The sequence below is a fragment of the Flavobacterium sp. ASV13 genome, assembly GCF_000745775.1.
In the GTDB taxonomy this organism is placed as follows: Bacteria; Bacteroidota; Bacteroidia; order Flavobacteriales; family Flavobacteriaceae; genus Flavobacterium.
Genome location: NZ_JQJY01000009.1, coordinates 75,177 through 100,517 on the forward strand (window position 1 = coordinate 75,177; position 25,341 = coordinate 100,517).

Sequence of the window (25,341 nt, forward strand, 5' to 3'; positions counted from 1 at the left end):
CAAACATTAACTTTGTCCTTGTATCAAAAATAGTATTTTTTTGCAAAAATAGTCCTATTTGAGACAAAGATTCCAATGCATAAATTGGAAATTTAACAATAAAAACTCTAATTTCTCGGAGTTGTTACAAATCTAAAATTAGCAATTTAAAATTAAAAATCACATGCAATATCAAGGAGTACTTACAAAAATGCAGACTGAAATGGGAAATCCAATTCAATATTATTTGGTTTTCGAAGATAGTTTCTTAAGTATGAATCAATTATTGAATAAAGATATTGAGATAAATTTTGTGGGTTTTCAATGTTTAAATTGCGGGAAAAAGAAAAAAATATACAGACAAGGTTTTTGCTACGATTGTTTTTATTCGAGCGCCGCAGTTGGTGACTGGATTATGAGACCTGAATTGAGTACCGCTCACTTAGGAATTGCAGATCGTGATTTAGAATACGAATCTCAGGTACAATTACAGCCCCATATCGTGTATTTGGCTTTTTCAACTGAAGTAAAAGTAGGAGTAACAAGAAAAACTCAAGTTCCGACAAGATGGATTGATCAAGGCGCAACTCAGGCAATTTCTATTGTTGAGGTTCCGAATAGATATTTAGCCGGAATTACCGAAGTCGCTCTAAAAGATCATTATACAGATAAAACAAATTGGAGAAAAATGCTTCAAGCTACATCAGAAACATGCGATCTTATCGTTGAGAAAGCAAAAGTGGAGAACTTAATTCCAGCTGAAGTAAAGGATTATTTTTATAGTCAAAAAAATGATGTTTACGAATTAAATTATCCAGTACTAAATTACCCGGCAAAAATTAATAGTTTGAATTTAGATAAGACACCTTCTTTTCAAGGAAAACTGGTTGGAATTAAAGGGCAGTATTTATTATTTGAGAACGGAACTGTTTTTAATGTTCGCGGTTCTGAAGGTTATGTTGTCACAATAAACGTCTAGAAAATTCTCTTAACCGTCGATTGTTTTTTGCTTAATAGTATATTAAGTTGTTGATTATTAAATAATTTGCTGTAATTTTAAGTCAATTTCCAAGAACATAAATATGTGAATGTTAATACATTTGGTTACAATTTTGTAACAAATGCTTATTGGAAGAATTTAATTTTAAAAAATAAAAGACCTTAGATTTGAGTTCAAATCATTTCAGGTTTTATTTCTAAAATTAAATTTAAGATTTAATAATTCGTAAATTATTTAATAGATGAGTGTTTTAAGCAAAGTAAATGTTTACAGACGCAACATAATGCGCAATTTGACTAAGAACATTGGGAAACCAAAAATGCAGGATGATTTTATTTTGGTTGATAAAGCTGAAATCAAAAAAGTCCTGATTTGCAGACCCAACGGAAGATTAGGTAATCTTTTATTGATCACACCTCTCGTTCAGGAAGTTGCTGAAACGTTTCCAAATTGTAAAATCGATTTATTCGTAAAAGGCACATTAGCACCCATTATTTTTGAAAATTACTCTGTCGTAAATAAAGCAATTCATTTGCCTAAAAAGCCTTTTAAAAGTTTATTTGAATATTTAAAGGTTTGGATTTCAATAAAAAATGAATCCTATGATATGGTGATCAATGTGGATCAAAACTCTTCATCAGGAAGATTGGCGGTTCAGTTTTCAAATGCAAAATATAAATTCTTTGGAGATGCAATAGATGAACAGGCTGAGAAAAAAAAGGATTTTGAGCATATTGCAAAATATCCGGTTTATAATTTCCGACATTATTTAACAAAATTGCGATTATTTACAAACAGCAATAAAATAATTGCTCCTTTAGATTTAAAATTGTCAGCTTCTGAAGTGGCCAATGGAAGAAAGATTTTAAATGAATTGGTAAACAATGATAAAAGAACAATTTTCATTTTTACTTATGCGACCGGAGCAAAATGTCTTTCCGAAGATTGGTGGGAGAAGTTCTACGAACAAATAACAACAGAATATAAAGATTACAATATTGTCGAAGTTTTGCCTGTCGAAAATGTTTCACAAATTGGATTTAAAGCGCCAACATTTTATAGTAAAGATATTCGTGAGATAGGATCTGTTATTGCAAATGGAGATGTATTTATCGGTGCTGACAGCGGTATTATGCATTTGTCAAGTTCGGTACAAACTCCAACTATAGGATTATTTTCTGGTGCAAACATTAAAAAATATGAGCCTTATGATAATTGCAGCATCGCAATAGATATCAATAATTATACAGAAAGAGAATATACAAAAACTATAAATTCGATTTTGAATAACGGTAAATTAAATAGCTATTCAAAAGCAATATAAAAAACTAAAACATAAAAAAAAGGCATCCATTCGGATGCCTTTTTTTGTTTAATTCTTCTTCTTAAATAATCCATTAAGCAGGTCACTTGCTTTTTTGGTTACTTCCTGAGTTTTTTGTTCTTTTTCTGTTTTTGCAGCTTGCGTAGTATCTTTTGCTTTTGTGTTTTTATTGATTAAATCCGTTAAAGCAGCAGTTCCTTTTTGTGTTAATTTCTCTTTTTGCTGATTTGCAACCTGAGTCGCTAAACTGCTAACAGCCGCTTTCATATCAGTGCTGATTTTTGGGCTAGAAAAATTACCAGTGATCAAGGCATTAATTGGAATATTTTCCAGTTTTGCAGCATCAGCAGGTGACATTTTTGCAATGAAAGCATTTGCTTCGCTTCCTAAATATTTAGCCGGAACGTCAAATTTCAAGTTGTAGTTCATTGTTTGGTCAAAACCGTGAGTTCCGCCAACTGTAACTTTAATATCTTGATATTTAATGTCGAAAGGTTTTACATTTACTTTGCCGTTATCAAAAGTCAAAGCGGCTTTAATATCATTTAAATTCACTTTGTTCATATCAATAAATTTAATGTTTGAACCAAGTGCATTAAGTAAAGTTGAATTTTTAGCATTTACAGTTGTCGAAAGCAATTGTCCAAGCAAATCTCCCGAAATTGATTTTAGATCCGGAGTCAATTCATTAGCATCCAGATTTCCATTCAATTTGATAGTAGAATTCAATTTACCGTTGATGATTCCTGCTATAGGAGCAATTTTTTTCATCATATCTAATTGTGTAAAAGTCTGCGCAATATCAACTTGGTTAAAACCTAAATTCATATCAAAAGTTGGTACTTTTTCTTTTGTAGAAACCGCTCCGGTCAAACCAATTGTTCCTCCAAAAATCGATGTTTTAAAGTTCTCTAAAAGTGCTTTTTCATCTTTAATGATCAGTTTTCCAGAAACATCTTTTAGTTTTAAGTTATCATATAAAACAGTATTTGCTTTTGCGTTTAATGTACAGTTTAGGAAAGCAGGAATTTTCATTGCCTCAGCTGGTTTTGCAGCTGTTTTTGTTTCTTCTTTTGCAGGTTCGCCCGCCGTCATAAAATCATCAACCGCTAATTGATTTGAACTCATGTTGAAGTTTCCTCTTAATTCCTGTTTTTTAAACATGAAACCATAGAAGTTTTCTAAAATTCCGTTGATGGCAATGTCACTTTTTCCTGTTGTAGCATTGAACTGTTTTAGGTTGATTTTACTCGGATTGAACTCGACCTGCGCAATGCTGATGTTCATCGATTTATTGTTTTCATCCGTATATTTAAATCCTGACAAACTCATCGTTCCTGCATTTTTAATGTTTTGATATTGACTTTTTTCTACAGAAGCCATATCAAAATTTGTAGTAACATCAGCTTTTAAAATACCTGCAAGCGGTTTATCCATTTTAATTGGATATGCTTTTGAAAGATTGGCCAAATTGATTGTCCCTTTTAAAGCGGCATCAACAATTGGATTTACCGTAATATTTTTGATACTTGCTTTAGCGCTGAAAACGTCCTGATCAATTCTGAAAGTCAGTTTGTCTAAATTGACGTAGGTATCATTTAGAATTCCTGTTTCGTTGATGATTTTTGTATCAATTACAATATTTTGAACTGATTTTGGCAAGTTCGGATATTGGAATGAACCGTTGTTTGAAGCAATTGCAATATTGAATTTTGGTACTGTTGTATCTGTCAATTCTCCTTTTGCAAAACCTGAAACGGTAAAATCTCCAGTTGTTTTTACGCCATCCAAACCGGCAGCGTAAGCAGACGGAATCAAACCTAAAAAGTTTGTAAATGAAGATGTTGGAGTTTTAAACTTTAAATCATAAATCTGAGCTTTGTCCGTCATTTGAATGAATCCGTCAAACTCTAAAGGCAATTGATTAATTAAAGCTTTATTTTCTTTAAAAGTATATTTGCTCTTATCAAGGTCTATTCCTAAAACAGCATCTAAAGTCAATTTTACATTTTTCATGTAATTTACTTTATCCATATCCAAAGATACTTTTGCAGTCGATTTTGTAGTCAAGTCTAATTTTGAGTTAGTGAAATCTCCAGTTCCTTCGTGGTTCAAACTGTCAATGACCATTTTGATTTTAGATCCCTGATCGATATATCTGAACGTAAAATTTTCAATTTTGTAATTTTGAATTTTTAAAGAAAGCGGTTTGCTATTCTCATCTTTGGTTTCTTCTTTTTTGTCTTTTAAAGCAATATCGAAGTTTCCAACACCATCTTTATTGAAAATAATATTGATCAAACCATTTTCAGATGTAATTCCCTGAATGTTTAAAGGCTCATCTTTTCCTTTAAAAAGCTCTTTAATACTCATTTTCAAGTTTAATTGTCCTAATGAAACCAAAGTATCACCTTCAAAAGGAGCTTTGTTGATTATCACCAGTTTTTCAATCCCGACTGCGGCGTTTGGAAAGTTTCGGAACAAACTTAAATCGGCATCTGCAAAACTTACTTTGGCATCGACACTTTCATTAATTGCTTCAGAAATCTTTGCTTTGATTTGGTCTTTAAAGAAGTAAGGAATGGCGAATAGGGCGGCCACAAAAACCACAATTACAATGGCGGTTACTTTTAAAATTTTCTTAAACATATTTATAGATTTGAGGGTTTACTTAAAATCGGATATTGCAAAAATAGTTTTTTTTGCCAAAGGGTGAAGATAAAGTTTTCTTAAAAAGTAAGAAATGGATTATTTTTACGGAAATAAAAAATCCGCTTGATACATTCAAACGGATTTGCTTTTTAACGTTGTTTTATTTTTTGATGAACGATACAATTTTATTAGTTAATTCCTCCGAAATAGGAAGGTTTTCATTGTTGTAACTTTCAAAATTGGCTTTATTGTCGCCGTCAATAATTTTTAAAATGTGGTTCATTTTGTCAACAATTGCCAATTCAGCATTTTTGCTTGCTTTTGATAAACTTTCAGCATCTGCAACATTTACCTGCAAATCTTTATTTCCCTGAATGATTAAAACAGGAACCGTTAACTTTTTTATTTCTGTCTGCGGATCGTATTTAAACCACGAAATCAAATAAGGCTGAATACCTGGTCTGAAAAGCGAATTTAAAAGAGGATCAACTTTGTTTACTTTATTACCACTTTTCAAACTGTCGATAATCGGAAATGTCATGTCTTCAATCTGCTTATTTGATTTTGAAGAAATCTGCTCTTTCAATAATTTGTCGGCAGATTCGCCAGCGCCGGCAATCGAAATGAATTTATTTGCTTTTGCTCCGGCTATCATTCCAATTAATGATCCTTCGCTATGTCCAATTACAATCAATTGAGAAAAGCGTTTGTCTTGCTTTAAAAAATTAATCCAGCTTTTGGCATCTTCGGTATAATTTTCAAAAACCAAAACCGATTCTGTTGGAGCTGAAGCTTTGCTTTCACCAATTCCTCTTTTGTCATATCGTAAAGATGCAATTCCGTTTTTTGCTAAAGCTTCCGCCAGCATTTTCAGTGAATTGTTTTTCATCATCGGATTATTTCCGTTTCGATCCGTTGGTCCTGAACCTGCAATGATTAAAGCAACAGGACATTTTTTGGTAACATCAGGAACGGTTAATGTTCCGTAAAGCTGATCAATATTGATTTTTAAAGTTACATTGGTTTCTTTAAAAGTGTCTTGCTTTGCGTTTTGCGCATTTGTTACAGAAAGAAATAAAACACTCAAAAACAAAAATATCTTTTTCATTTTTTAAGATTTGAATTACTTAATATTAATTCCAAAAGGCATCATCGCCTGAACTCCTTTTTGTTTTTGAAGTTTTTTAATCTGTTCAATCATCAGATAATTTTCTTCTCCAATTTCTTCTTTTATAAAAGCTTCTTTGGACTTAGCAAAAGGCATTTTTGATAAAATATCACCAAATGTTTTTTCGTATTCTGGATAATTTTGAGTGCTGTATGTTTTTATTTTAGCCATTTTCGCAGCTTCAGCAATAGCGTCATTCAAACCACCAATTTTATCTACTAAACCAATTTTCAAAGCTTGACTTCCAGACCATACTCTTCCTTGAGCAATGGAATCAACTTGGGCAAAAGTCATTTTTCTACCTTCGGCAACATGCGTTACAAAGGTTTTGTAAATATGTTCAACACCTTCTAAAGTAAAAGCTTTGAATTTTTCATCAACAGGAACAAACGGACTATAATTAGCCGAGTTTTCGTGTGTTTTTACTTGCTCAGAATTGATTCCTAATTTATTCGCTAACGGACTAAAGTTTGGCAATATTCCAAAAACCCCAATAGAACCTGTAATCGTGTTGCTTTCTGCGAAAATTTTATCAGCGTTGCAGGCAATATAATAACCGCCAGAAGCTGCGTAATTACCCATTGAAACAACAACTGGTTTTACTTTTTTAGTTACTTCAATTTCTCTCCAAATTAAATCTGAAGTTAAAGCGCTTCCTCCCGGACTGTCAATTCTTAAAACAATTGCTTTTACGTCATCATTTTTTCTTGCTTCCTGAAGAGCGCGTCGCATTGAACCTTCTCCAATAACGGTAACATCACCTTCGCCGCTTTCAATTTCGCCTTGAGCGTAAATAATTGCGATTTCGTCTGTTGCTGTATTGCTTAGCGCTGTAGTTACATTGTTTTGAGTATAATCTTCAATTGAAATTTTATTGTAATCGTCATCGCCAGTTACTTTTAACTGTTTTTTGATTGCGTTATGATAAACATCTTCATAAGCTATAATATCCACCAAACCATTTGCTTTTGCCAATTCTGGAGTTCTTGCAAGCAAACCATTTGCAATTTCGTTTAATCTCGGAAGCGGAATATTTCGGCTTTTTGAAATATCAGCAGAAACTGTCGCCCAAATAGAATTTAATAAAGCAGTAACTTGTTCTCTGTTGGCATCGCTCATTTTATTTTCTAAAAATGGTTCTACCGCACTTTTATATTTTCCGTGACGAATAACTTCCATATGAATTCCAGATTTGTCCTGGAAATCTTTAAAAAACATTACTTCAGACGAAAGGCCTTTGAAATCTAAATCACCAGCAGGATTTATATAAACAGTATTGGCTACAGAATTCAAATAGTATTCTTTTTGCGAATAAGTATTGGCGTAAGCCCAAACAAATTTCCCAGATTTTTTAAAACTTTCAAGTGCATTTCTTAAGTCTTTGTATTGAGCAAGACCAAGCGAAGATTCATCGTTTAAAATAGAAATTCCTTTAATCTTGTCATCTGTTTTTGCAGCTTCAATAGCATTGATAACGTCAGAGATTCCGATTCCTTTTTGTTCTGAAAAAACTGTTACCCAAGGATCCTTATACTTTCCGGCATAGTCATTTTTAATATCTTTTAAATTCAGTTCGATAACCGAATCGCTTTTTACGGAAACCGCATCATCTCCTCCAAAAATAGCCCCAATAAGGATTACTCCGAAAAAGAATAACATGATAAATACAAAAATACCAATTACAGTGGCAATTACATTTCCTAAAAATTTCATAAGTATATTTTTTTAATAAGTAGCAAAAAAGACTGCTTCGTTACAAATATATCTAAATACGAATTAACTCCGTTATACGATTTATTAAATATTTGTTGATTCTACATTTTTTAAACCAACTAAATAATGTATTCAATTCTAAAATAGTTTTAGTTACTTTGCATTAATTATGAAGTCACAGCATCAAGTCGTTTTATCTATAGGAAGCAATCAGGGAAACAGATTAGCAAATATTGAAAGTTGTATTGCCTTAATACATCAGGAAGTAGGAACTGTTATCAGGGTTTCAAAACTATATGAAACTCCTGCCTGGGGATTTGAAAGTGATGCTTTTTATAATTGTGCGCTTCTTTTGCACAGTACTTCATCGGCACAAAAAATATTAAATCAGGTTTTAAAAGTTGAAAAACAATTAGGAAGAATCAGATCCAATCAAGAGGGATATCAATCCCGAATTATCGACGTTGATTTAATTTCTTTTGATGATGAAATTATAGAAACTGAAAAATTGCAAATTCCGCATCCGCTGATGCAAAACAGAAATTTTGTCTTATTGCCGGTTCAGGATTTAAAGTTAGATTGGAAACATCCTGTTCTTCAAAAAACTATTCCAGAATTAATAGCTGTTTCTCCAGATGACAGCGTTTGTACAGCCGTTCAGAATTTGAAAAGTCCGTTACAGGAAATTGCATTGGAAAACTTCAATTATATTGCTTTTGAAGGAAATATCGGTGCCGGTAAAACAACATTGGTTCATAAAATTGCTGAAGATTTTAATGCTAAAACAGTTTTGGAAGGTTTTGCAGATAATCCGTTTTTGCCTAAATTTTATAAGGATCAGAACCGATATGCATTTCCGTTAGAAATGTCTTTTTTGGCCGATCGCTACCAGCAATTAGCCGATGATTTAAAACAGTTTGATTTATTTAAAGATTTTATTGTAGCTGATTATCATATTTTTAAATCACTGATTTTTTCCAAAATTACACTTGGAGAAGACGAATATCGTTTGTACAGAAACCTGTTCGATATTATCTACAAAGAAATGCCAAAACCCGATTTGTATATTTATTTGTATCAAAACACAGAACGTTTGCTTCAGAATATTAAAAAACGTGGCCGCAGTTACGAACAAAATATAGAAGCTAGTTATTTGGAAAAAATCAATACAGGTTATTTGGATTATATTAAATCACAAACCGATTTGAATGTTTTGATAATCGATGTTTCAGATCGTGATTTTGTAAAAAAACATGAAGATTATCTTTATATTTTAAGCGAAATCAAGAAAAAAATAGGGTAAAACCTCAATTAGGAAATATGCCAATTAGAAAATTAGATAATTTTTTATGCGGTTTCGAGAGCATTTCCTAATTCTCTAATTGACACATTATCTAATTATAATATTCCAAGTTGTTTTCTCAGTTTTGCAGATAATTTTTCGTGAACAAGACGATACGACTGTTGAATGTATTTTTCCCATTCTGATTTTTTCATTCGAGTAATATCATCAATCAAAACCCATTTGTATTTTGCAACATACGGAGCAGGTTTAAATCCTGGTCTGCTGCTCATTTCTTCAAATTCTTCATCCAAAACCTTAAAAGAAGCCGAAGTTGGATTTTGGTCAAGGCCAACAACACAATACATTTTGGTTCCCACTGAAAAAACAAGATCATGATCCCATTTTATATCCTCTGTTGTTCCAGTCAGTTTTTGACATATTTCGCGAATTGTTTCTATATCCATTTTTATCTTTTTAATGAAAAATGCCCTCTTACAACAGGATGATTTTCATCAATTTTTAAGGTGTACCAATAATCGGATGCCGGAAGCTGCATTTTGTTGAAAGTCCCGTCCCAGCTCATTTTTGAAGCACTTAATTGTGCTAACAATTTTCCGTAGCGATCAAATATAGTAATTTGGGCTTTAGGATAATTGTCCAATCCTGTTATTTCCCAAACATCATTGAAAGAGTCATTATTTGGAGTGAAAAATGCAGGGAAAATTAGGACAATAAAACTTTTTGAAACCGTTTTGCAACCACTTTTTTCTCTCACATAAGCGGTTTGCAAACCGCCAGAAACATTTTCAAAAACATTAGAATTCTGAAAATTTATTCCGTCAATAGAATATTCAAAATAGCTTTCAGGATTGCTGAGAATAATAGTTACGGTTCTATTATCAACTTCAATTTTTTGAATTTCAGGTGCAGGAAGTTCAATTACTTTGATGTTTTTTTGATTTGTACAATTACCCAAAGTAGAGGCAGTTACGACGACAAAATATGTTCCTAATTGAGAAATGATGATTTTTTGAGTGGTTTCTCCTGTTGACCATAAATAACTCATATTGCTGATTCCAGCGTCCAATGTAACCGAATTAGGAGCGCACAAAACGACTACTTCATCTTGTACTTCAGGAAGTGGATAGACTTTTATTTCGATTGGGGTTCGCGTAACAGAACGGCAATCGTTATTATTGGCTTCAGCATAATAAATTGTATTTGCTGAAATATTAGGCGTAACAAACAAAGGACCAGTTCCTAAAAGAGAACCACCTGTTTTTGAATCATACCAGTTTGCTTCACCGGCAGAAACAGTCGCTTCTAAAAAGAAGATTCCAGAACCGCAAACAGGCTCGGGATTTGAAACAGAAGTTACTTCTGGAACTACATTTACTCTTGCTGCAACAGCAGTTCTTTTAGTGACGCAGCCTTCAAATTCGGCTGCAACATAATACGTTTGGCTTGCATTTAAAACAGGAGTCGTAAAATTATTTCCGGTTGCTATTATGCCAGTGCTTGTTTCATCGGCATACCAATTTATTGTTCCTGCTGAGCTTTTGGCTTCTAATAGAGTAGTTCCAGATCCGCAGATGTCTGGAGCTTTTGTTTCGGTAATGGAAAGCATGGTCAACGAGGTGCTTGCACTTATTTGAGGATAAACATCTCCCGGCATTCCACCATATTCTACAATATATCCTCTCGGATAATTTACATTTGTTGGATCTGAACTTCCATAAAGAGAAGCATCGTTCCATCTTCCTTTTTGGCCATATCCGGGCGGTGTGATATAGGCATAATCTTCAACTCCTATCAGGGCTAGTTCACCGCCATTATTTGGTTCTTTGAAATCATTCCAATAAGCAAAAGTTGTAGTAGAGCCACTTTCTCGGCCGTACCAAAATTCAGTTCCTTCTTCAGGGCCGGTTTCCCATCGCCAATAAGGTTCCTTTCTAGTATCGCTTCCTCCAATCCATCCTGTGCCAGAAAGCTGTTCTCCAACAAATATTGCTTCATCTAAAGTTGTGATAGTTACGAGATAGCCTTGAAGTCCATAATATTTGCTCGCAGCTGCAGCTCTTTTAGCATCGCCCCAGGAAATTCCTGGACTGGAAACAAATTGGTAATAATGTTTTGATGAAGGTAAATAATTGGCTTGTCCCAAGCTTATCGAAAAATTTCTGATTCCACTTGGGCTTACGGAACTATTTCTAAATTCAACTGCTTTTATGGCCGAAATGAATTCAGAAAGTGAAGCTGTTTTTCCTGCGTTGTTCGAAATAGTAAGTGTTCCTGAATCAGGATTCCAGCTAGAAATTAAATTAGGATGTGTACCGATTAGGCTTAATTGATCTTCGTTATTTATATATCCTGAAGAAATTTGAATGTAGACTGCATTAATTTCTTCTGTTGCGCTGATTGTTACGTCAGTTACAATTTTTATACTGCTTTGCGGACAATAAACTTGATTTCCAGTTGCAGTGATTATAGATGCGGCCGTTGTAAGTTTAGGTTTGTTTTCTTTTTTTAATTCCCGTTCATACAAAGGCGTGTTTTTAAAGGCAAATAATGTATTACAAAATAGTAGTACAATTGCCATCGTATAGTCACAAGAGAATTTGGTTTTCATATTTAAAATTACATTTTTTAATTGAAAACTGCTTTGGAAACAATAAAAAATGGATTTTATCTTTTTAATGAAAAGTGACCTCTTAAAATAGGGTGTGTATCATCAATTTTTAGAGCATACCAATAGTCTGAAGCAGGAAGTTGTATTTTATTAAAAGTTCCGTCCCAGCTCATTCTTGAAGTACTTAATTGCGCTAATAGTTTTCCATAGCGATCAAAAATGGTGACTTGTGCCTGAGGATAATTCTCCATTCCTGTTACTTCCCAGACATCATTATAGCTATCGTTGTTTGGAGTAAAGAAAGCTGGAAAAACTAAAACCACAAAGTTTTTTGCAGTAGCACCACAACCACCTTTTTCTCTTACATAAGCAGTTTGTAGTCCGCCTGGAACATCGTAAAAAATATTAGAATCTTGAAAATTTGAACCATCAACAGAATATTCAAAATAAGGCTGTTCTTTTTTAAGATAAATTATTGCTCTAGTTCCTTCAACATCAATACGATCTATTTGGGGAATTTCATGTTCTTCTACTATAATTGTTTTTCGGCTTGTACAGTTTTGAGGAGCTGGACTTGTTACATCAACTGTATATGTACCGCCAGTTCCTATCTCAATAGTTTGAGTTGTAGCTCCCGTTGACCACAAATAAGTCATACCAGCTATTCCAGCATTAAGTATTTTCTTTTTAGATTGGCATAACACGACAGTTTCGTCCGTAACAGCCGGTGGTGTGTAAATAGTAATGTTTACAGGTGTACGATTGGTATTTAAACAACCACTGTTTGATGCCTCGGCATAATAAACAGCTGATGTAGTAATTGTTGGTGTTGTAAAATTATTTCCTGTAAAAATGCTTGTTCCACCTGTCGAAGAAGTGTACCAATTGATAACACCCACATTAGTTGTTGCTTGAAGATCGACACTTCCTGGTCCACAACGGGAAACATTTGATGAAGCCACAGTTGGTGTATTAGGCGTTTTATTCACTACAGCTGTAACTGATTTTCGGTTGGATTCGCAGCCAGCATCTACATAATAAGTTGTAGTATTATTTATTACTGGTGTTGTATAAGAACTTCCAGTTGCAATTACCGTTCCTCCGGTTGCCTGATTGTACCAGCTGATTGTCGCTCCAGCCGTAGCTGTTGCATTTATAGTAAAACTCCCCGAATCACAAATTGGATTTGGTGTCAATACGTTTGCTTCAGGTATTGTAATTTTAGTACTTGCTGCAATTTCTAAAGGTGATTCTCCTGCAGATCCGCCATATTCAACAACATATCCTTTAGGTTGATAAGCATCTCCGGGAGTTAATGATCCAGTATTTGATAAATCATTCCATGAACCTCTTATACCTACTCCTGGTTGTGTAATATGCGCATAATCTTCATCTCCTTGATTATTAGGTTCTCCATTGTTCCAGAAAGTATAAGTCATTAGAGTTCCGGCTTCAGGACCTGTTACCCATTTCCAAACTCCTTCAGTTTCTGCATCGCTACCACCAATCCATCCCGTTCCAGATGCTTGTTCGCCAATTAGTTTAGCTTCATCTGCAGATAATATGGTTGCCAAATATCCTTTAAGCCCGTAATAAGTACTTGCAGCAGCAGCATCTCGTGCTGAAGTCCAGGTAATGCCAATACTTGGTACATATAAATAAAAATGCTGTGTTGATGGTAAATAATTGGCATTACCAATTGTTATTGAAAACGTTCTGGTTCCCGAAGCTGAAGTCGAAGGATTTGTGAAAACCACATCTTTTACTGCAGCAACTAAGTCAGAATATAAAACATCACCACCTGTTGGACTTGTTATACTTAATTTTCCTGCTGTTGAATCCCAGCTTGTTATTACGTTTGGATGTGTCGCTGGATTTGAAAGGGCAAGCTGATCAAAACCACTTGAATAACCAGATGAAACCTGAATAAAAACGCCTTTAGTTCCTGTTTCTAAAGGGTCGTGTGTAATGGAGAAATCAGTTACAATTTTTATTGTATTTTGAGGACAATATGGCTGATCTCCGGTTGCTTTAACAACAGGAGCAGTTGTCGTAATTTGAGCAAATCCAAAAGAACTGGACAGCAATAAAATAAATAATATATATATATTTAGGGAACTCTTATTTTTCATTTTATAAAAGTATCACTTTTATAATAATAAAAAAAAATATTTCAATTTCTAACAATTAAAGTCTAAAAATGAGGTAATAATCACAATTTTTAAGTAAAAATATTCTTAATTGTTTGCTGGCCAGTTTAGTTTTTGAAATAAATCCCAAACTACAATTCCCGCACTTACAGCAATATTTAAGGAATGTTTAGTTCCTAATTGCGGAATCTCAATACAGCCATCACAAATAGCTACAGCTTCTTGTGCAACGCCATAAACTTCATTGCCAAAAACTAAAGCGTATTTCTGATTTTTTTCTGTTTTAAAATCCTGAAGAAAAATAGCACTTTCAACTTGTTCTATAGCTAGAGTGAGTACATTTTCTTTTTTAAGGTTTTCAATGACTTCAAGTACATTTTCATGATGTTCCCAAGCTACAGTTTCTGTAGCGCCAAGAGCAGTTTTGTGAATTTCTTTATTTGGTGGAGTAGCTGTAATACCGCATAAAATGATTTTTTCAATCAAAAAAGCATCGGCTGTTCTAAAAACAGAACCAATATTGTGTAAGCTGCGAATGTCATCCAAAACTAAAATTAAAGGAGTCTTGTCTGATTTTTTAAAATCTTCAATCGATTTGCGGTCCAATTCGCTATTTTCAAGTTTTCTCATTTTTGCTGTATTCTAATCATAAAAAAAGCTTCCAAAGATAAGGAAGCTTTTTCAATTATTTTATTTTGTTTTATTTTCAGATTAGCTTTTTACTGGATCTGGTAAAACTATACCTTTTATAGTAAGTACTTTTGTTGGCTGTCCTTCAGCGTTAGAAGTAACAGTTACAGTTTTTGTAAATTGACCAACTCTGTCAGTAGCATATTTTACACCAATGATTCCTTTAGCACCTGGTGCGATTGGCTCTTTTGGCGTAGTAGGAACAGTACATCCGCAAGAACCTTGCGTGTTTGTAATGATCAATGGTTTTGTTCCGTTGTTAACAAAAACGAATTCACGTTTTCCGTCAGCATTGTGAGCAATTGTTCCATAGTCAATAGTTTCTGTTTCAAAAAGCATTCCTGCTCCTTCTACTTTAGCAACTTTTGCAGTTCCTTTTTTAGCAGATTGCGCGTTAGAAGCCGTAACTCCAGCTACAGCAAGCATAACAAATAAAATTATTTTTTTCATTTTTATAGTCTTTGTTTAAATGATAGAACAAATCTATGTAAAATTCTTAAATGTCAACTTAAAAATCTCTTAAAATATTTTAATTTTTGAAGCCTTCGATATGCCGCTAAAAAATTATAAATTCGCTGTCTTAATTTTCATTTAAAAATATATCGATTTGGCAGCTAAAGAAAAAGTGGTGAAAGAAACACCTTTAATGAAACAGTACAACGAAATCAAGAGAAAATATCCTGATGCATGTCTGCTTTTCAGAGTAGGGGATTTTTATGAAACATTTGGAGAAGACGCCATCAGAGCTTCTAAAATTCTCGGAATAACATTGACCAAAAGAGGTGCAGGTTCAGATACTGAAACCGCTTTGGCAGGTTTTCCACACCATTCTATTAATACGTACTTGCCAAAATTGGTTAAAGCGGGTCTTCGCGTAGCAATTTGTGATCAGCTTGAAGATCCAAAAATGACAAAAACTATCGTGAAAAGAGGTGTTACGGAGTTAGTAACTCCGGGAGTTTCTTTAAACGATGAGGTTTTGCAGTCTAAATCGAATAACTTTTTAGCATCGGTTTATTTTGCTAATAAAAATATAGGAATTTCCTTTTTGGATGTTTCGACAGGAGAATTTTTGACGGCACAGGGAAATGCTGAATATATTGATAAGCTGTTGCAGAACTTTAATCCGAGTGAGGTTTTAGTTCCAAAGAATAACAAAGGTGATTTTAAAGCTGCTTTTGGCGAAGATTTTCATAGTTTTTACTTAGAAGATTGGATTTATAAAGAAGATTATGCTTTAGAAACGCTAACAAAACATTTTCAGACAAATTCTTTAAAAGGATTTGGAATCGAAGAATTAAAAGAAGGAATTATTGCTTCTGGAGCAATTTTGTATTATTTATCAGAGACACAGCACAATCGTGTACAACATATTACAGCGATCCAGCGTATTGCAGAAGATGCATATGTTTGGATGGATCGTTTTACGATTCGAAATTTAGAATTATATCACAGCTACAATCCAAATGCGGTTACGCTTTTAGATGTAATTGACCGAACGCTTTCGCCAATGGGAGGACGGCTGTTAAAACGCTGGCTGGCTCTTCCTTTAAAAGACAGCAACAAAATAAAAGGACGTCATGATGTGGTTTCGTATTTAAAATCAAATTCGGAAGTCCTTCATAACATTCAATATCAGATTAAGCAAATTTCAGATTTGGAGCGTTTGATTTCTAAAATTGCTGCCGGAAAAGTCTCGCCTCGCGAAATTGTTTATTTAAAAGAATCGCTGGACGCTATTATTCCAATTAAAACATTGGCGCTTGAAAGTCCGCAAGAAGCGGTAAAAGTTATCGGAGACAGTCTGCATGCTTGTGATTTATTAAGAGAAAAAATAAAAGTAACCTTAAATCAAGATGCACCAGTAGCGATTGCAAAAGGAAACGCTATTGCAAGCGGCATTAACGAAGAATTGGATGAACTTCGTGCAATATCAACTTCTGGAAAAGAATATTTAGAAGGAATTGAAAGAAGAGAATCTGAACGTACAGGAATTTCTTCTTTAAAAATATCTTTCAATAATGTTTTTGGATATTATATTGAAGTTCGAAATACGCACAAAGATAAAGTGCCTGCAGAATGGATTCGTAAACAGACATTGGTTAATGCAGAACGTTATATTACAGAAGAATTAAAAGAGTACGAAACCAAGATTTTAGGAGCCGAAGAAAGAATCTATAAAATTGAAGCCGATCTTTTTGAACAATTAGTTGCCTGGATTGCTACTTATATCAAACCGGTTCAAATGAATGCCAATTTGGTTGCTCAACTAGATTGTTTGTGTTCGTTTACGCAATTAGCAATAGAAAATAAATATGTTTGCCCGGAAATTGACGATACATTTGAGTTGGAAATCAAAGAAGGAAGGCATCCGGTAATTGAAAAGCAATTGCCAGTTGGTACGCCATATATTTCTAATGATGTTTATTTAGATAGGGAAACCCAGCAAATTATAATGATTACTGGTCCTAATATGTCTGGTAAGTCGGCTATTTTGAGACAAACGGCTTTAATTGTGTTATTGGCTCAAATGGGAAGTTTTGTCCCGGCAGACAGCGTTAGAATGGGAATTGTGGACAAGATTTTTACAAGAGTAGGAGCTTCTGATAATATTTCAATGGGCGAATCTACTTTTATGGTGGAAATGAATGAGACGGCTTCGATTTTGAATAATATTTCAGATAGAAGTTTGGTGCTTCTGGATGAAATTGGAAGAGGAACAAGTACATATGACGGAATCTCAATCGCTTGGGCTATTGCCGAATTTTTACACGAGCATCCTTCAAAAGCTAAAACATTATTTGCAACGCATTATCATGAATTAAACGAAATGACAGAATCGCTTCCGAGAATTCAGAATTTTAATGTGGCGGTCAAAGAATTAAAAGATACTGTTCTTTTTGTTCGTAAACTGGTAAAAGGAGGAAGTGCTCATAGTTTTGGAATTCATGTTGCAAAAATGGCCGGAATGCCTCAGTTGGTAATTTCAAAAGCGCAAAAGCTTTTAAAGAAATTAGAAAAAAATCATTCCAGTGAAGCCTTAAACGGAATAAAATCAGCTAATGATGAAATGCAGATGAGTTTCTTTAATTTAGATGATCCTTTATTGGAAGAGATAAAAGAAGAAATTCTAGGTCTTGATATAAATGCTATAACGCCAGTCGAAGCACTGATGAAGCTGAATGAGATCAAAAGAATGTTAGTCAAAAAATAAAAATAAAAATTTTCAAGTTTAAAGTTTAGGTTATCAGAATGTTATAGAATAACTAAAATATTTTTTCAAAAAACGCTTGTGTAATTGAATAAATGTCCTAAATTTGCACTCGCAATACGAAACAAGTCAAGTGTTGCAAGTTCTTTAAGAAAAATTTGAAATGCGAAAATAGCTCAGTTGGTAGAGCGCGACCTTGCCAAGGTCGAGGTCGCGGGTTCGAGCCCCGTTTTTCGCTCAAAACCATATAATGCTCGGATGGTGAAATTGGTAGACACGCTGGACTTAAAATCCAGTGAACAGCAATGTTCGTGCGGGTTCAAGTCCCGCTCTGAGTACTAAAGCCTCTTCTTTTGAAGAGGCTTTTTTTATTATGTAAAACTGCATTTAAAAGAAATTGGCAAAGTGGCTCTCTTTTAAAAATCTAAGAATCTAAGAATTCTAAAATCAACAATCTAAAATCTAATATTTCTAAATGGGTGCTTTTGTAATCAGCAGGCGATTTAATGACGAATATAAATTCACGTTTACTTCAAGGAAAGGAAAGGTGATTTTTACAAGTTTGAGTTACGAATTAAGATTTGAGTGTGAAGAAGATATACAGAAATTCAAGGAAAATATTGAGCTTGCGAAATTTTTAAAGTTTAAGGGTTCTGGAGGGAAGTATTTTTTTAAATTGATGCTTGGGGAGGTTCATTTTGCTACAAGTCGTAAATATAGCACTGAATTGCTTTTGCAGAAGGGTATTAGGGAAATCGTGACTTATGCTTCGAAATCAGAAGTTTTGGATTTCTCGTCAAACGAATCGATTTTTGAAGATGAGGTTGTTGGGGAAGAAGAAATGGATTAATGTGAAATAAAAAAAAAGTGTTTGCGATTGCAAACACTTTTTTGTGCTTTTGCAGAGGTTTAAATTTTTGCATAAAAAAAAACCATCGCTATGATGGTTTTAAAATTTTTAGAACTTAGGTTCTAATTATTTTTTTACTTCTTCTACTTTAGCAGCAGCAGAATCAACTTTAGCAGCAGCAGAATCAACAGTTGCAGCAGCAGAATCAACTACAGTAGCAGCAGAATCAACAGCAACAGCAGTAGAATCTACAGTTTCAGTAGCTGCAGCGTCAGCTTTTTTACAAGATACAACAGTTAATACAGCAACAACAGCTAAACTTAAAAATACTTTTTTCATCTTACTTTATTATAAAAGGTTAATTATTAATTCGTGGCAAAGATATAAATTTTTTAATATGTAAAATATTTTTTCACTTTTTTTTTAAAATATTTTCATCGCTCACGATTATTCTATTTATCAAAAAACATGCCAAAATAGTAAAAAAATATTATATTATTGTATTTTTCGAAGAAATTATTTTTTGTTGCTGATTCGGCAATAAAAATAACGTTTGAGTTTGTATTACTTGTAGTTTGTTTTGTTTTTTGGGCGAAAAGCATTTAATGCATTAAGCTTAAAATGGGTTCTTTTAAGAGCTTTTTAGGGTAATAATGCTATTAGGTGAGCTTTGAGGTCTTTTAGATCGTTTCTGAAACTGTTTTCATGATGCAATCCGTTGCGCCTTTATTGTCTTGAATATAGCTTTTGCAAATTTTGCTTTTTTCTTCTAAATACTTTTCATCAGTAAGTAATCGATCAAAATGACTTTTTAATTCGTTGCCGTCAGCAATAGAAATGCAACCTCCAAGTTTTACCAATAAAACTGCTTCTGCAAAGTTTGAATAATTTGGCCCAATTAAAATTGGAATTCCAAATGTAGCGGGTTCTAATACATTATGTATTCCGGGATTTCCAAAACCGCCGCCAACATAAGCAATTGTACCGTAGCTGTAAATTTTAGTCAGCAGTCCAATAGTGTCTATAATAAAAACATTGTAATTTGATAAATCACCAGCTTGGTCTTTTTCGGAAAATAATACAGTTGATTTTGTGATTTGAGACTTTAAGCTTGAAATCTGGTCTTCCTTGATATTGTGAGGAGCAATGATGAATTTTACGTTTTCTGAAGCCTGATTGATATATTCTGCTAATAGCGCCTCGTCTTTTGGCCAAGAACTTCCTATAACTATAATTGGTTGATTATTCTTGAATTTTTCAATATAATCTAGGGTATTGTCTCTTTCTAAAATTGCAGCAACACGATCAAAACGGGTGTCGCCTGATACAATTACATTTTGAAATCCAATAGCTTCGATTTTTTCTTTTGATTTTTCATTCTGAACAAAAAAATAAGTAAATGCTTTTAATGCTTTTCGGTAAAAACCTCCGTACCATTTAAAAAACATTTGATTGTCTCTGAAAATACCAGAGATCAAATAGGTTGGAATTTTATTTGTTTCTAATTCTTTTAAATAGTTAAGCCAAAACTCATATTTAATAAAAAACGCCAGTTCGGGATGTGTTAATTCTATGAATTTTTTTGCATTGCTTTTTGTGTCTAATGGAAGGTAGATGGTAACGTCTGCAACTGTGTTGTTTTTACGCACTTCGTATCCAGATGGTGAAAAAAAGGTTACAATAATTTTATGTGACGGGTATTTTTCTTTGATTTTTTCGATAACAGGAAGTCCTTGTTCGTATTCGCCTAAAGAAGCGGAATGAAACCAAATTGTTTTGTCTTCGGGTTTAATTTTTTCTTTTAAAAGAGAGAAAACATCTTTTCGGCCTTCTGTAAAAAGCTTAATTTTCGGACTAAAAAGCGCCACGATTTTCAGAAAAAACCCCGCAATAGAAACAACTAAATTGTATAAAAAAAGCATCTGTTTATTTTTGTGGCTAAATTACATTTCTTTCGATTATTTTCATTGGTTTGCAGGTATTAAATAACTATTTTTGTTGCTCCTTTTAAAGATTATGTTTAAAAATCAGGTCTTTATTTTAAATGTTATTCAAAATGAAAAAAATACAAATGGTTGACTTAAAGAGTCAATATGAAAAAATAAAATCTACCGTTGACGCTTCAATTCAGGAAGTTTTAGACACAAATACTTATATTAACGGACCTTTGGTTCATCAGTTTCAAAAGAATCTTGAAGATTATTTAGGTGCAAAACACGTTATTCCTTGTGCAAATGGAACTGATGCTTTGCAAATAGCAATGATGGGGTTAGGTTTAAAACCTGGCGATGAAGTTATCACTGCCGATTTTACTTTTGCAGCAACTGTTGAGGTAATTGCTTTGTTGCAATTAACTCCAGTTTTAGTCGATGTTGATATGGTAAATATGAACATCGATATTGAAGCTGTAAAAAAAGCAATTACACCAAAAACAAAAGCAATTGTTCCGGTACATTTATTTGGACGCGCTGCAAATATGGATGCAATTATGGAAATTGCAGCTGAACATAATTTATATGTAATCGAAGATAATGCGCAGGCAATTGGAGCTGATTATATTTCTAAATCGGGTGAAAAAACGAAAGTTGGAGTAATTGGTCACGTTGCAGCAACTTCATTCTTTCCTTCTAAAAACTTAGGATGCTATGGAGATGGAGGTGCGATTTTTACAAATGATGATAAATTAGCGCACATTATCCGCGGAATCGTAAATCACGGAATGTACGAGCGTTATCATCACGATGTTGTAGGAGTGAATTCTCGTTTAGATAGTATTCAGGCTGGAGTTTTGAATGCAAAATTGCCTTTGCTTGATGAATATAACAAAGCGCGTCGTTTAGCAGCAACGAAATATAATGCAGCTTTTGCAGGAAACAAACATATAATTACACCAGATTTTGATGCAAATGAAAATGATCACGTTTTTCACCAATATGTTTTAAGAATCATTGATGCTGACAGAAATGCTTTAATGCAGCATTTGTTAGATAAAGGAATTCCGTGTGCAATTTATTACCCAATTCCGTTGCATTCTCAAAAAGCATATTTGGATCCTCGTTATAAAGAAGAGCAATTTCCAGTTACGAATCAACTGGTTCAGGAAGTAATTGCTTTGCCAATGCACACAGAACTTGATGATGAACAAATTAAATTTATTACTGATTCTGTTTTAGAATTTTTAAATAAATAAAAAATGAGAAGAAGTAGTCTTTTGATTTTAATGATTTTTCTTCAGTTTTCGGCTTTTGCTCAAAAGGTAATTTCGAAAGAAGAAAAAGCTGTTATTGATCAAGTTGAAATTTTGCGCCAGGCTATGATTGATGCTGATGGAGCAAAATTAAAAGCATTAACTTCAGAAAAGCTGAGTTATGTCCATTCAAATGGGAATTTTCAAAATCAGACAGAATTTGTCGAGGGAATTGTTAGCGGAAAATCAGATTTTGTAACTATAGATTTTCAAGACCAAACCATTACAATTCAAAATGATGTTGCGATTGTTAGGCACATACTCGCAGCTCATACTAAAGATGGCGGCGTTGATAAAGATATTAAAATAGGAATAATGCTCGTTTGGCAAAAACAGAAAAGCAAATGGATTCTTATTGGTAGACAAGCATATAAATTAACTACATAAAAAACAACCAAAAAAAATGAAAGTATTAGTAACAGGAGGATTAGGATTTATTGGTTCTCACACCGTAGTCGAATTGCAAAATGAAGGCTTCGAAGTGGTGATCATTGATAATCTCTCAAACTCTTCAGAAGATGTTTTAAAAGGAATTACAGCCATTACAGGAAAAACGCCTTTATTCGAAAAAATTGATTTAAGAGAAAAAAGTGCCGTTCAGGATTTCTTTAAAAAACATAATGATGTTACTGGAGTAATTCATTTTGCAGCTTCAAAAGCAGTTGGTGAAAGTGTTGAACAACCATTGTTGTATTATGAAAACAACATCAGCAGTTTAGTGTATCTTTTACAGGAATTACAGCAAAAACCTGAGGCAAGTTTTATTTTTAGTTCGTCTTGTACAGTTTACGGTCAAGCCGAAAAAATGCCAATTACAGAAGATGCTCCTGTTCAAACAGCAATGTCACCTTACGGGAATACAAAGCAAATTGGAGAAGAAATTATTACAGATACAGCTAAAGTAACAAATATAAGCGCGATTTTATTGCGTTATTTTAATCCGGTTGGAGCACACGAATCAGTAGAAATTGGAGAATTGCCTTTAGGAGTTCCTCAAAATTTAGTTCCGTTTATTACACAAACCGGAGTAGGATTGCGTCAGGAATTATCTGTTTTTGGAGATGATTATCCAACACCAGACGGAACTGCAGTTCGTGATTATATCCATGTGGTTGATTTAGCAAAAGCGCACGTAATTGCTTTACAGCGTTTGTTAAATAAAAAGAATTTGGCGAAAGTTGAAACCTTCAATTTAGGAACTGGAAAAGGAAGTTCTGTGCTTGAAGTAATTCATAGTTTTGAAAAAGTAAGCGAGAAAAAATTGCCATACGTTATTAAGCCACGTCGTGAAGGTGATATTACTGAGGCTTATGCAAACACAGATAAGGCAAATAATGTCTTAGGATGGAAAGCTGAATTAAGTTTAGACGAAGCTATGGCAAGCGCCTGGAAATGGGAACAAAAAGTGAGGAATAAATAATTCTCCACATTAAAATTATAAAATTTTAGGGTCCCAAATTATAGCAATATAGTTTGGGATTTTTTTTAGATGATATTATCATGAAACAAAGTTTAGATTATAAATTGATTTTTGCTCTTGCAGCCGTTGGAATTATCTGGGGTACAACGTTTTTAGGAATCAGGGTTGCGGTTGAAACGATTCCGCCTTGGTTTGTAACTTCAATTCGTCAAGGATTGGCGGGACTGATTATGATGACGATTTTGTTGTTCAAAAAAGAAATGAAATGGATTGGTTGGGGAAATTTCAAACAGCAACTTATTCCTTCGGTTTTGATGATTGTAATTGCAAATGGTTTTACAACAATTGCCGAAAAGACTTTACCAAGTGGATTGGCATCTGTAATAAGTGCCTTATCTCCGATATTGATATTTCTTGGAAGCATTTTAGTGGGCTTGCAAAAAATGAGCTTTAAAGGTTTTGTTGGAGTATTAATTGGATTTTCGGGAGTCGTTTTTATATTCAAAGACGGGCTTGGATCGTTTTTAGATGCTGATTACAGAACCGGAATGATGTTTATGGGGTTTGCAATTTTGGCTTGGGCTATTGGAACAATTTATACCAAAACACACGCCAATAAATCGAATAATATTGTACTCAATTTGTTTTATCAATTTACATCTGCGTCTTGCATTCAGTTGGTTTTGGCTTCCATTTTTTCACCAAATCCAGATTTTAGTTCGTGGAGTTCAAGAAGTATTTTTGCAGCTTTGTATTTGTCGATTTTCGGATCAGTAATTGCGTTTTTTAGTTATAGTTATGCTTTAAAACATGTTACAGCGGTTCAAGTTTCTATTTTGGCTTATATAAATACGATAATTGCTGTATTTCTAGGTTGGCTTCTTTTAGATGAAGTTATTACAATAGACTTTATAATTGCGACAGCGCTTATTATTCTTGGCGTTTTTATTGTAAATTATAAGAAGAAGGAAAAAAGGACATTATAGGGATGTAAAAATTTTAAAAATACTTTAAAAAAAACAAAATCCTCGTAAACTGATAAAGTCTATGAGGATTTTTGTTTATATAGTTTTTAGCTGAACACTTAAAAATTAAGCATTAGCAGTAACTGCTTCTTTATCAATTTTATTAATCAAACCAGCTAAAACTTTTCCTGGACCAACTTCGGTAAACAAAGTAGCGCCGTCAGCGATCATTTGTTGTACAGATTGTGTCCATTTTACCGGAGCAGTTAATTGAATGATTAAGTTCTTTTTAATTTCGTTTGCATCAGAAACTGCATTTGCAGTAACGTTTTGGTACACTGGGCAAATTGGAGTAGAGAACGTTGTTGCTTCAATTGCAGCAGCTAATTCTTCTCTCGCTGGTTCCATCATTGGTGAGTGAAATGCTCCTCCAACAGGTAAAATTAAAGCACGTTTTGCTCCTGCAGCTTTCATAGCTTCACAAGCTTTTTCAACAGCTGAAGTTTCTCCAGAAATTACTAATTGTCCAGGGCAGTTATAGTTGGCAGCAACCACAATTCCGTCAATAGAAGCGCAAACTTCTTCCACAATATTATCCGCTAAACCTAAAACCGCAGCCATTGTAGATGGAGTAATTTCGCAGGCTTTTTGCATAGCCAAAGCACGTTGAGAAACTAATTTCAAACCATCTTCAAAAGATAAAGTTCCGTTAGCAACCAAAGCTGAAAATTCTCCTAAAGAATGTCCTGCAACCATTTCTGGTTTAAAATCTTCGCCTAAAGTTTTAGCCAAAATAACCGAGTGTAAAAATACAGCTGGTTGTGTCACTTTAGTTTCTTTTAGTTCTTCGGCAGTACCTTCAAACATAATATCTGTAATTCTAAAGCCTAAAATTTCATTAGCTTTTTCGAATAATTCTTTGGCTAAAGCCGAACTTTCATATAGGTCTTTACCCATTCCTGTGAACTGTGCGCCCTGACCTGGAAATACGTATGCTTTCATTTGTCTAATTTGTTTTTTTATTTTTTTGGAATTGAAAATTAGTTTCAATTGAAAGG

The 25,341-nt window shown here is 33.7% G+C and carries 20 protein-coding genes and 2 tRNA genes; 11 read left to right on the plus strand and 11 right to left on the minus strand.

The features are described from left to right. The first annotated feature begins 163 nt into the window (after positions 1-163). Together GQ47_RS18405 and GQ47_RS18410 are read left to right on the plus strand one after the other, a co-directional pair. A complete protein-coding gene (locus GQ47_RS18405) occupies positions 164-958 on the plus strand; it encodes a DUF2797 domain-containing protein (RefSeq protein WP_035651628.1) in 795 nt (264 codons plus the stop codon). A 262-nt stretch (positions 959-1,220) separates the two neighbouring features. Further along, on the plus strand, positions 1,221-2,303 hold the full coding sequence (locus tag GQ47_RS18410) for a glycosyltransferase family 9 protein (protein WP_035651630.1): 1,083 nt from the start codon (positions 1,221-1,223) through the stop codon (positions 2,301-2,303). 48 nt (positions 2,304-2,351) lie between these two features. On the opposite strand, the gene GQ47_RS18415 is transcribed toward GQ47_RS18410, so the two are convergent. The 3 genes from GQ47_RS18415 to sppA all read right to left on the minus strand — a co-directional run bounded on the left by GQ47_RS18415 (position 2,352) and on the right by sppA (position 7,836). Further along, entirely contained in the window at positions 2,352-4,952 is a 2,601-nt protein-coding gene (locus GQ47_RS18415; RefSeq protein WP_035651632.1) for an AsmA-like C-terminal region-containing protein, read from the minus strand. Positions 4,953-5,115: 163 nt separating this feature from the next. Beyond that, the gene (locus GQ47_RS18420; RefSeq protein ID WP_035651634.1) at positions 5,116-6,063 is read right to left on the minus strand and encodes an alpha/beta hydrolase; all 948 of its coding nucleotides are present in this window, start codon (positions 6,061-6,063) and stop codon (positions 5,116-5,118) included. 15 nt (positions 6,064-6,078) lie between these two features. After that, positions 6,079-7,836, minus strand: a complete 1,758-nt coding sequence (gene sppA, locus GQ47_RS18425; RefSeq protein WP_035651636.1) for a signal peptide peptidase SppA — start codon at positions 7,834-7,836, stop codon at positions 6,079-6,081. A 169-nt stretch (positions 7,837-8,005) separates the two neighbouring features. On the opposite strand from sppA, the gene folK reads away from it, so the two are divergent. Further along, a complete protein-coding gene (folK, locus tag GQ47_RS18430) occupies positions 8,006-9,139 on the plus strand; it encodes a 2-amino-4-hydroxy-6-hydroxymethyldihydropteridine diphosphokinase (RefSeq protein ID WP_035651638.1) in 1,134 nt (377 codons plus the stop codon). 95 nt (positions 9,140-9,234) lie between these two features. On the opposite strand, the gene GQ47_RS18435 is transcribed toward folK, so the two are convergent. From GQ47_RS18435 to GQ47_RS18455, 5 genes are all read right to left on the minus strand, one after another. Further along, entirely contained in the window at positions 9,235-9,585 is a 351-nt protein-coding gene (locus tag GQ47_RS18435; RefSeq protein ID WP_035651640.1) for an MmcQ/YjbR family DNA-binding protein, read from the minus strand. 2 nt (positions 9,586-9,587) lie between these two features. Then, positions 9,588-11,750, minus strand: a complete 2,163-nt coding sequence (locus GQ47_RS18440; protein ID WP_051951651.1) for a T9SS type B sorting domain-containing protein — start codon at positions 11,748-11,750, stop codon at positions 9,588-9,590. A 56-nt stretch (positions 11,751-11,806) separates the two neighbouring features. Continuing rightward, positions 11,807-13,882, minus strand: coding sequence for an Ig-like domain-containing protein (locus GQ47_RS18445; protein WP_051951653.1), 2,076 nt, complete (start codon positions 13,880-13,882; stop codon positions 11,807-11,809). A 105-nt stretch (positions 13,883-13,987) separates the two neighbouring features. Further along, positions 13,988-14,530, minus strand: coding sequence for an RNA methyltransferase (locus GQ47_RS18450; protein ID WP_035651642.1), 543 nt, complete (start codon positions 14,528-14,530; stop codon positions 13,988-13,990). An 81-nt stretch (positions 14,531-14,611) separates the two neighbouring features. Continuing rightward, on the minus strand, positions 14,612-15,040 hold the full coding sequence (locus GQ47_RS18455; RefSeq protein ID WP_035651644.1) for a DUF1573 domain-containing protein: 429 nt from the start codon (positions 15,038-15,040) through the stop codon (positions 14,612-14,614). 157 nt (positions 15,041-15,197) lie between these two features. Between GQ47_RS18455 and mutS the strand changes: the two genes are divergently transcribed. From mutS to GQ47_RS18475, 4 genes are all read left to right on the plus strand, one after another. Next, on the plus strand, positions 15,198-17,804 hold the full coding sequence (gene mutS / locus GQ47_RS18460) for a DNA mismatch repair protein MutS (protein ID WP_035651646.1): 2,607 nt from the start codon (positions 15,198-15,200) through the stop codon (positions 17,802-17,804). 162 nt (positions 17,805-17,966) lie between these two features. Next, a tRNA-Gly gene (locus GQ47_RS18465) sits at positions 17,967-18,039 on the plus strand. Positions 18,040-18,053: 14 nt separating this feature from the next. Further along, a tRNA-Leu gene (locus GQ47_RS18470) sits at positions 18,054-18,139 on the plus strand. Between the two features lie 137 nt (positions 18,140-18,276). After that, complete coding sequence (locus GQ47_RS18475) at positions 18,277-18,651, plus strand: hypothetical protein (RefSeq protein WP_035651648.1); 375 nt, start codon at positions 18,277-18,279, stop codon at positions 18,649-18,651. A gap of 126 nt (positions 18,652-18,777) precedes the next feature. On the opposite strand, the gene GQ47_RS18480 is transcribed toward GQ47_RS18475, so the two are convergent. Both GQ47_RS18480 and GQ47_RS18485 read right to left on the minus strand, forming a co-directional pair. Then, positions 18,778-18,990 (minus strand): PG1828 family lipoprotein, encoded by a 213-nt coding sequence (locus tag GQ47_RS18480; RefSeq protein ID WP_035651649.1) that lies wholly within the window; start codon positions 18,988-18,990, stop codon positions 18,778-18,780. A 341-nt stretch (positions 18,991-19,331) separates the two neighbouring features. Continuing rightward, entirely contained in the window at positions 19,332-20,573 is a 1,242-nt protein-coding gene (locus GQ47_RS18485) for a 3-deoxy-D-manno-octulosonic acid transferase (protein ID WP_035651651.1), read from the minus strand. A gap of 134 nt (positions 20,574-20,707) precedes the next feature. Here GQ47_RS18485 and GQ47_RS18490 point away from each other — a divergent pair, with 134 nt between their 5' ends. From GQ47_RS18490 to GQ47_RS18505, 4 genes are all read left to right on the plus strand, one after another. Then, positions 20,708-21,841, plus strand: coding sequence for a DegT/DnrJ/EryC1/StrS family aminotransferase (locus tag GQ47_RS18490; RefSeq protein ID WP_035652063.1), 1,134 nt, complete (start codon positions 20,708-20,710; stop codon positions 21,839-21,841). 3 nt (positions 21,842-21,844) lie between these two features. Further along, positions 21,845-22,285 carry a nuclear transport factor 2 family protein gene (locus GQ47_RS18495; protein WP_035651653.1) on the plus strand — a complete coding sequence of 147 codons (441 nt, stop codon included), beginning with the start codon at positions 21,845-21,847 and terminating at the stop codon, positions 22,283-22,285. Positions 22,286-22,301: 16 nt separating this feature from the next. After that, positions 22,302-23,318, plus strand: coding sequence for a UDP-glucose 4-epimerase GalE (gene galE / locus GQ47_RS18500; RefSeq protein ID WP_035651655.1), 1,017 nt, complete (start codon positions 22,302-22,304; stop codon positions 23,316-23,318). An 80-nt stretch (positions 23,319-23,398) separates the two neighbouring features. Beyond that, positions 23,399-24,304, plus strand: coding sequence for a DMT family transporter (locus tag GQ47_RS18505; RefSeq protein ID WP_035652065.1), 906 nt, complete (start codon positions 23,399-23,401; stop codon positions 24,302-24,304). Positions 24,305-24,409: 105 nt separating this feature from the next. Here GQ47_RS18505 and fabD read toward each other — a convergent pair whose 3' ends face one another. After that, positions 24,410-25,285 carry an ACP S-malonyltransferase gene (fabD, locus tag GQ47_RS18510; RefSeq protein ID WP_035651657.1) on the minus strand — a complete coding sequence of 292 codons (876 nt, stop codon included), beginning with the start codon at positions 25,283-25,285 and terminating at the stop codon, positions 24,410-24,412. Positions 25,286-25,341: the final 56 nt, after the last annotated feature.

Bases quoted from the DNA above. Each gene is read 5' to 3' on its own strand.
- GQ47_RS18450 (WP_035651642.1), bottom strand. From the start codon at position 14,530: ATGAGAAAACTTGAAAATAGCGAATTGGACCGCAAATCGATTGAAGAT.
- GQ47_RS18435 (WP_035651640.1), bottom strand. From the start codon at position 9,585: ATGGATATAGAAACAATTCGCGAAATATGTCAAAAACTGACTGGAACA.
- GQ47_RS18445 (WP_051951653.1), bottom strand. From the start codon at position 13,882: ATGAAAAATAAGAGTTCCCTAAATATATATATATTATTTATTTTATTG.
- galE (WP_035651655.1), top strand. From the start codon at position 22,302: ATGAAAGTATTAGTAACAGGAGGATTAGGATTTATTGGTTCTCACACC.
- GQ47_RS18415 (WP_035651632.1), bottom strand. From the start codon at position 4,952: ATGTTTAAGAAAATTTTAAAAGTAACCGCCATTGTAATTGTGGTTTTT.
- GQ47_RS18475 (WP_035651648.1), top strand. From the start codon at position 18,277: ATGGGTGCTTTTGTAATCAGCAGGCGATTTAATGACGAATATAAATTC.
- GQ47_RS18480 (WP_035651649.1), bottom strand. From the start codon at position 18,990: ATGAAAAAAGTATTTTTAAGTTTAGCTGTTGTTGCTGTATTAACTGTT.
- folK (WP_035651638.1), top strand. From the start codon at position 8,006: ATGAAGTCACAGCATCAAGTCGTTTTATCTATAGGAAGCAATCAGGGA.
- GQ47_RS18420 (WP_035651634.1), bottom strand. From the start codon at position 6,063: ATGAAAAAGATATTTTTGTTTTTGAGTGTTTTATTTCTTTCTGTAACA.
- GQ47_RS18485 (WP_035651651.1), bottom strand. From the start codon at position 20,573: ATGCTTTTTTTATACAATTTAGTTGTTTCTATTGCGGGGTTTTTTCTG.
- GQ47_RS18495 (WP_035651653.1), top strand. From the start codon at position 21,845: ATGAGAAGAAGTAGTCTTTTGATTTTAATGATTTTTCTTCAGTTTTCG.
- sppA (WP_035651636.1), bottom strand. From the start codon at position 7,836: ATGAAATTTTTAGGAAATGTAATTGCCACTGTAATTGGTATTTTTGTA.
- GQ47_RS18440 (WP_051951651.1), bottom strand. From the start codon at position 11,750: ATGAAAACCAAATTCTCTTGTGACTATACGATGGCAATTGTACTACTA.
- GQ47_RS18410 (WP_035651630.1), top strand. From the start codon at position 1,221: ATGAGTGTTTTAAGCAAAGTAAATGTTTACAGACGCAACATAATGCGC.
- GQ47_RS18405 (WP_035651628.1), top strand. From the start codon at position 164: ATGCAATATCAAGGAGTACTTACAAAAATGCAGACTGAAATGGGAAAT.
- GQ47_RS18455 (WP_035651644.1), bottom strand. From the start codon at position 15,040: ATGAAAAAAATAATTTTATTTGTTATGCTTGCTGTAGCTGGAGTTACG.
- GQ47_RS18490 (WP_035652063.1), top strand. From the start codon at position 20,708: ATGAAAAAAATACAAATGGTTGACTTAAAGAGTCAATATGAAAAAATA.
- GQ47_RS18505 (WP_035652065.1), top strand. From the start codon at position 23,399: ATGAAACAAAGTTTAGATTATAAATTGATTTTTGCTCTTGCAGCCGTT.
- fabD (WP_035651657.1), bottom strand. From the start codon at position 25,285: ATGAAAGCATACGTATTTCCAGGTCAGGGCGCACAGTTCACAGGAATG.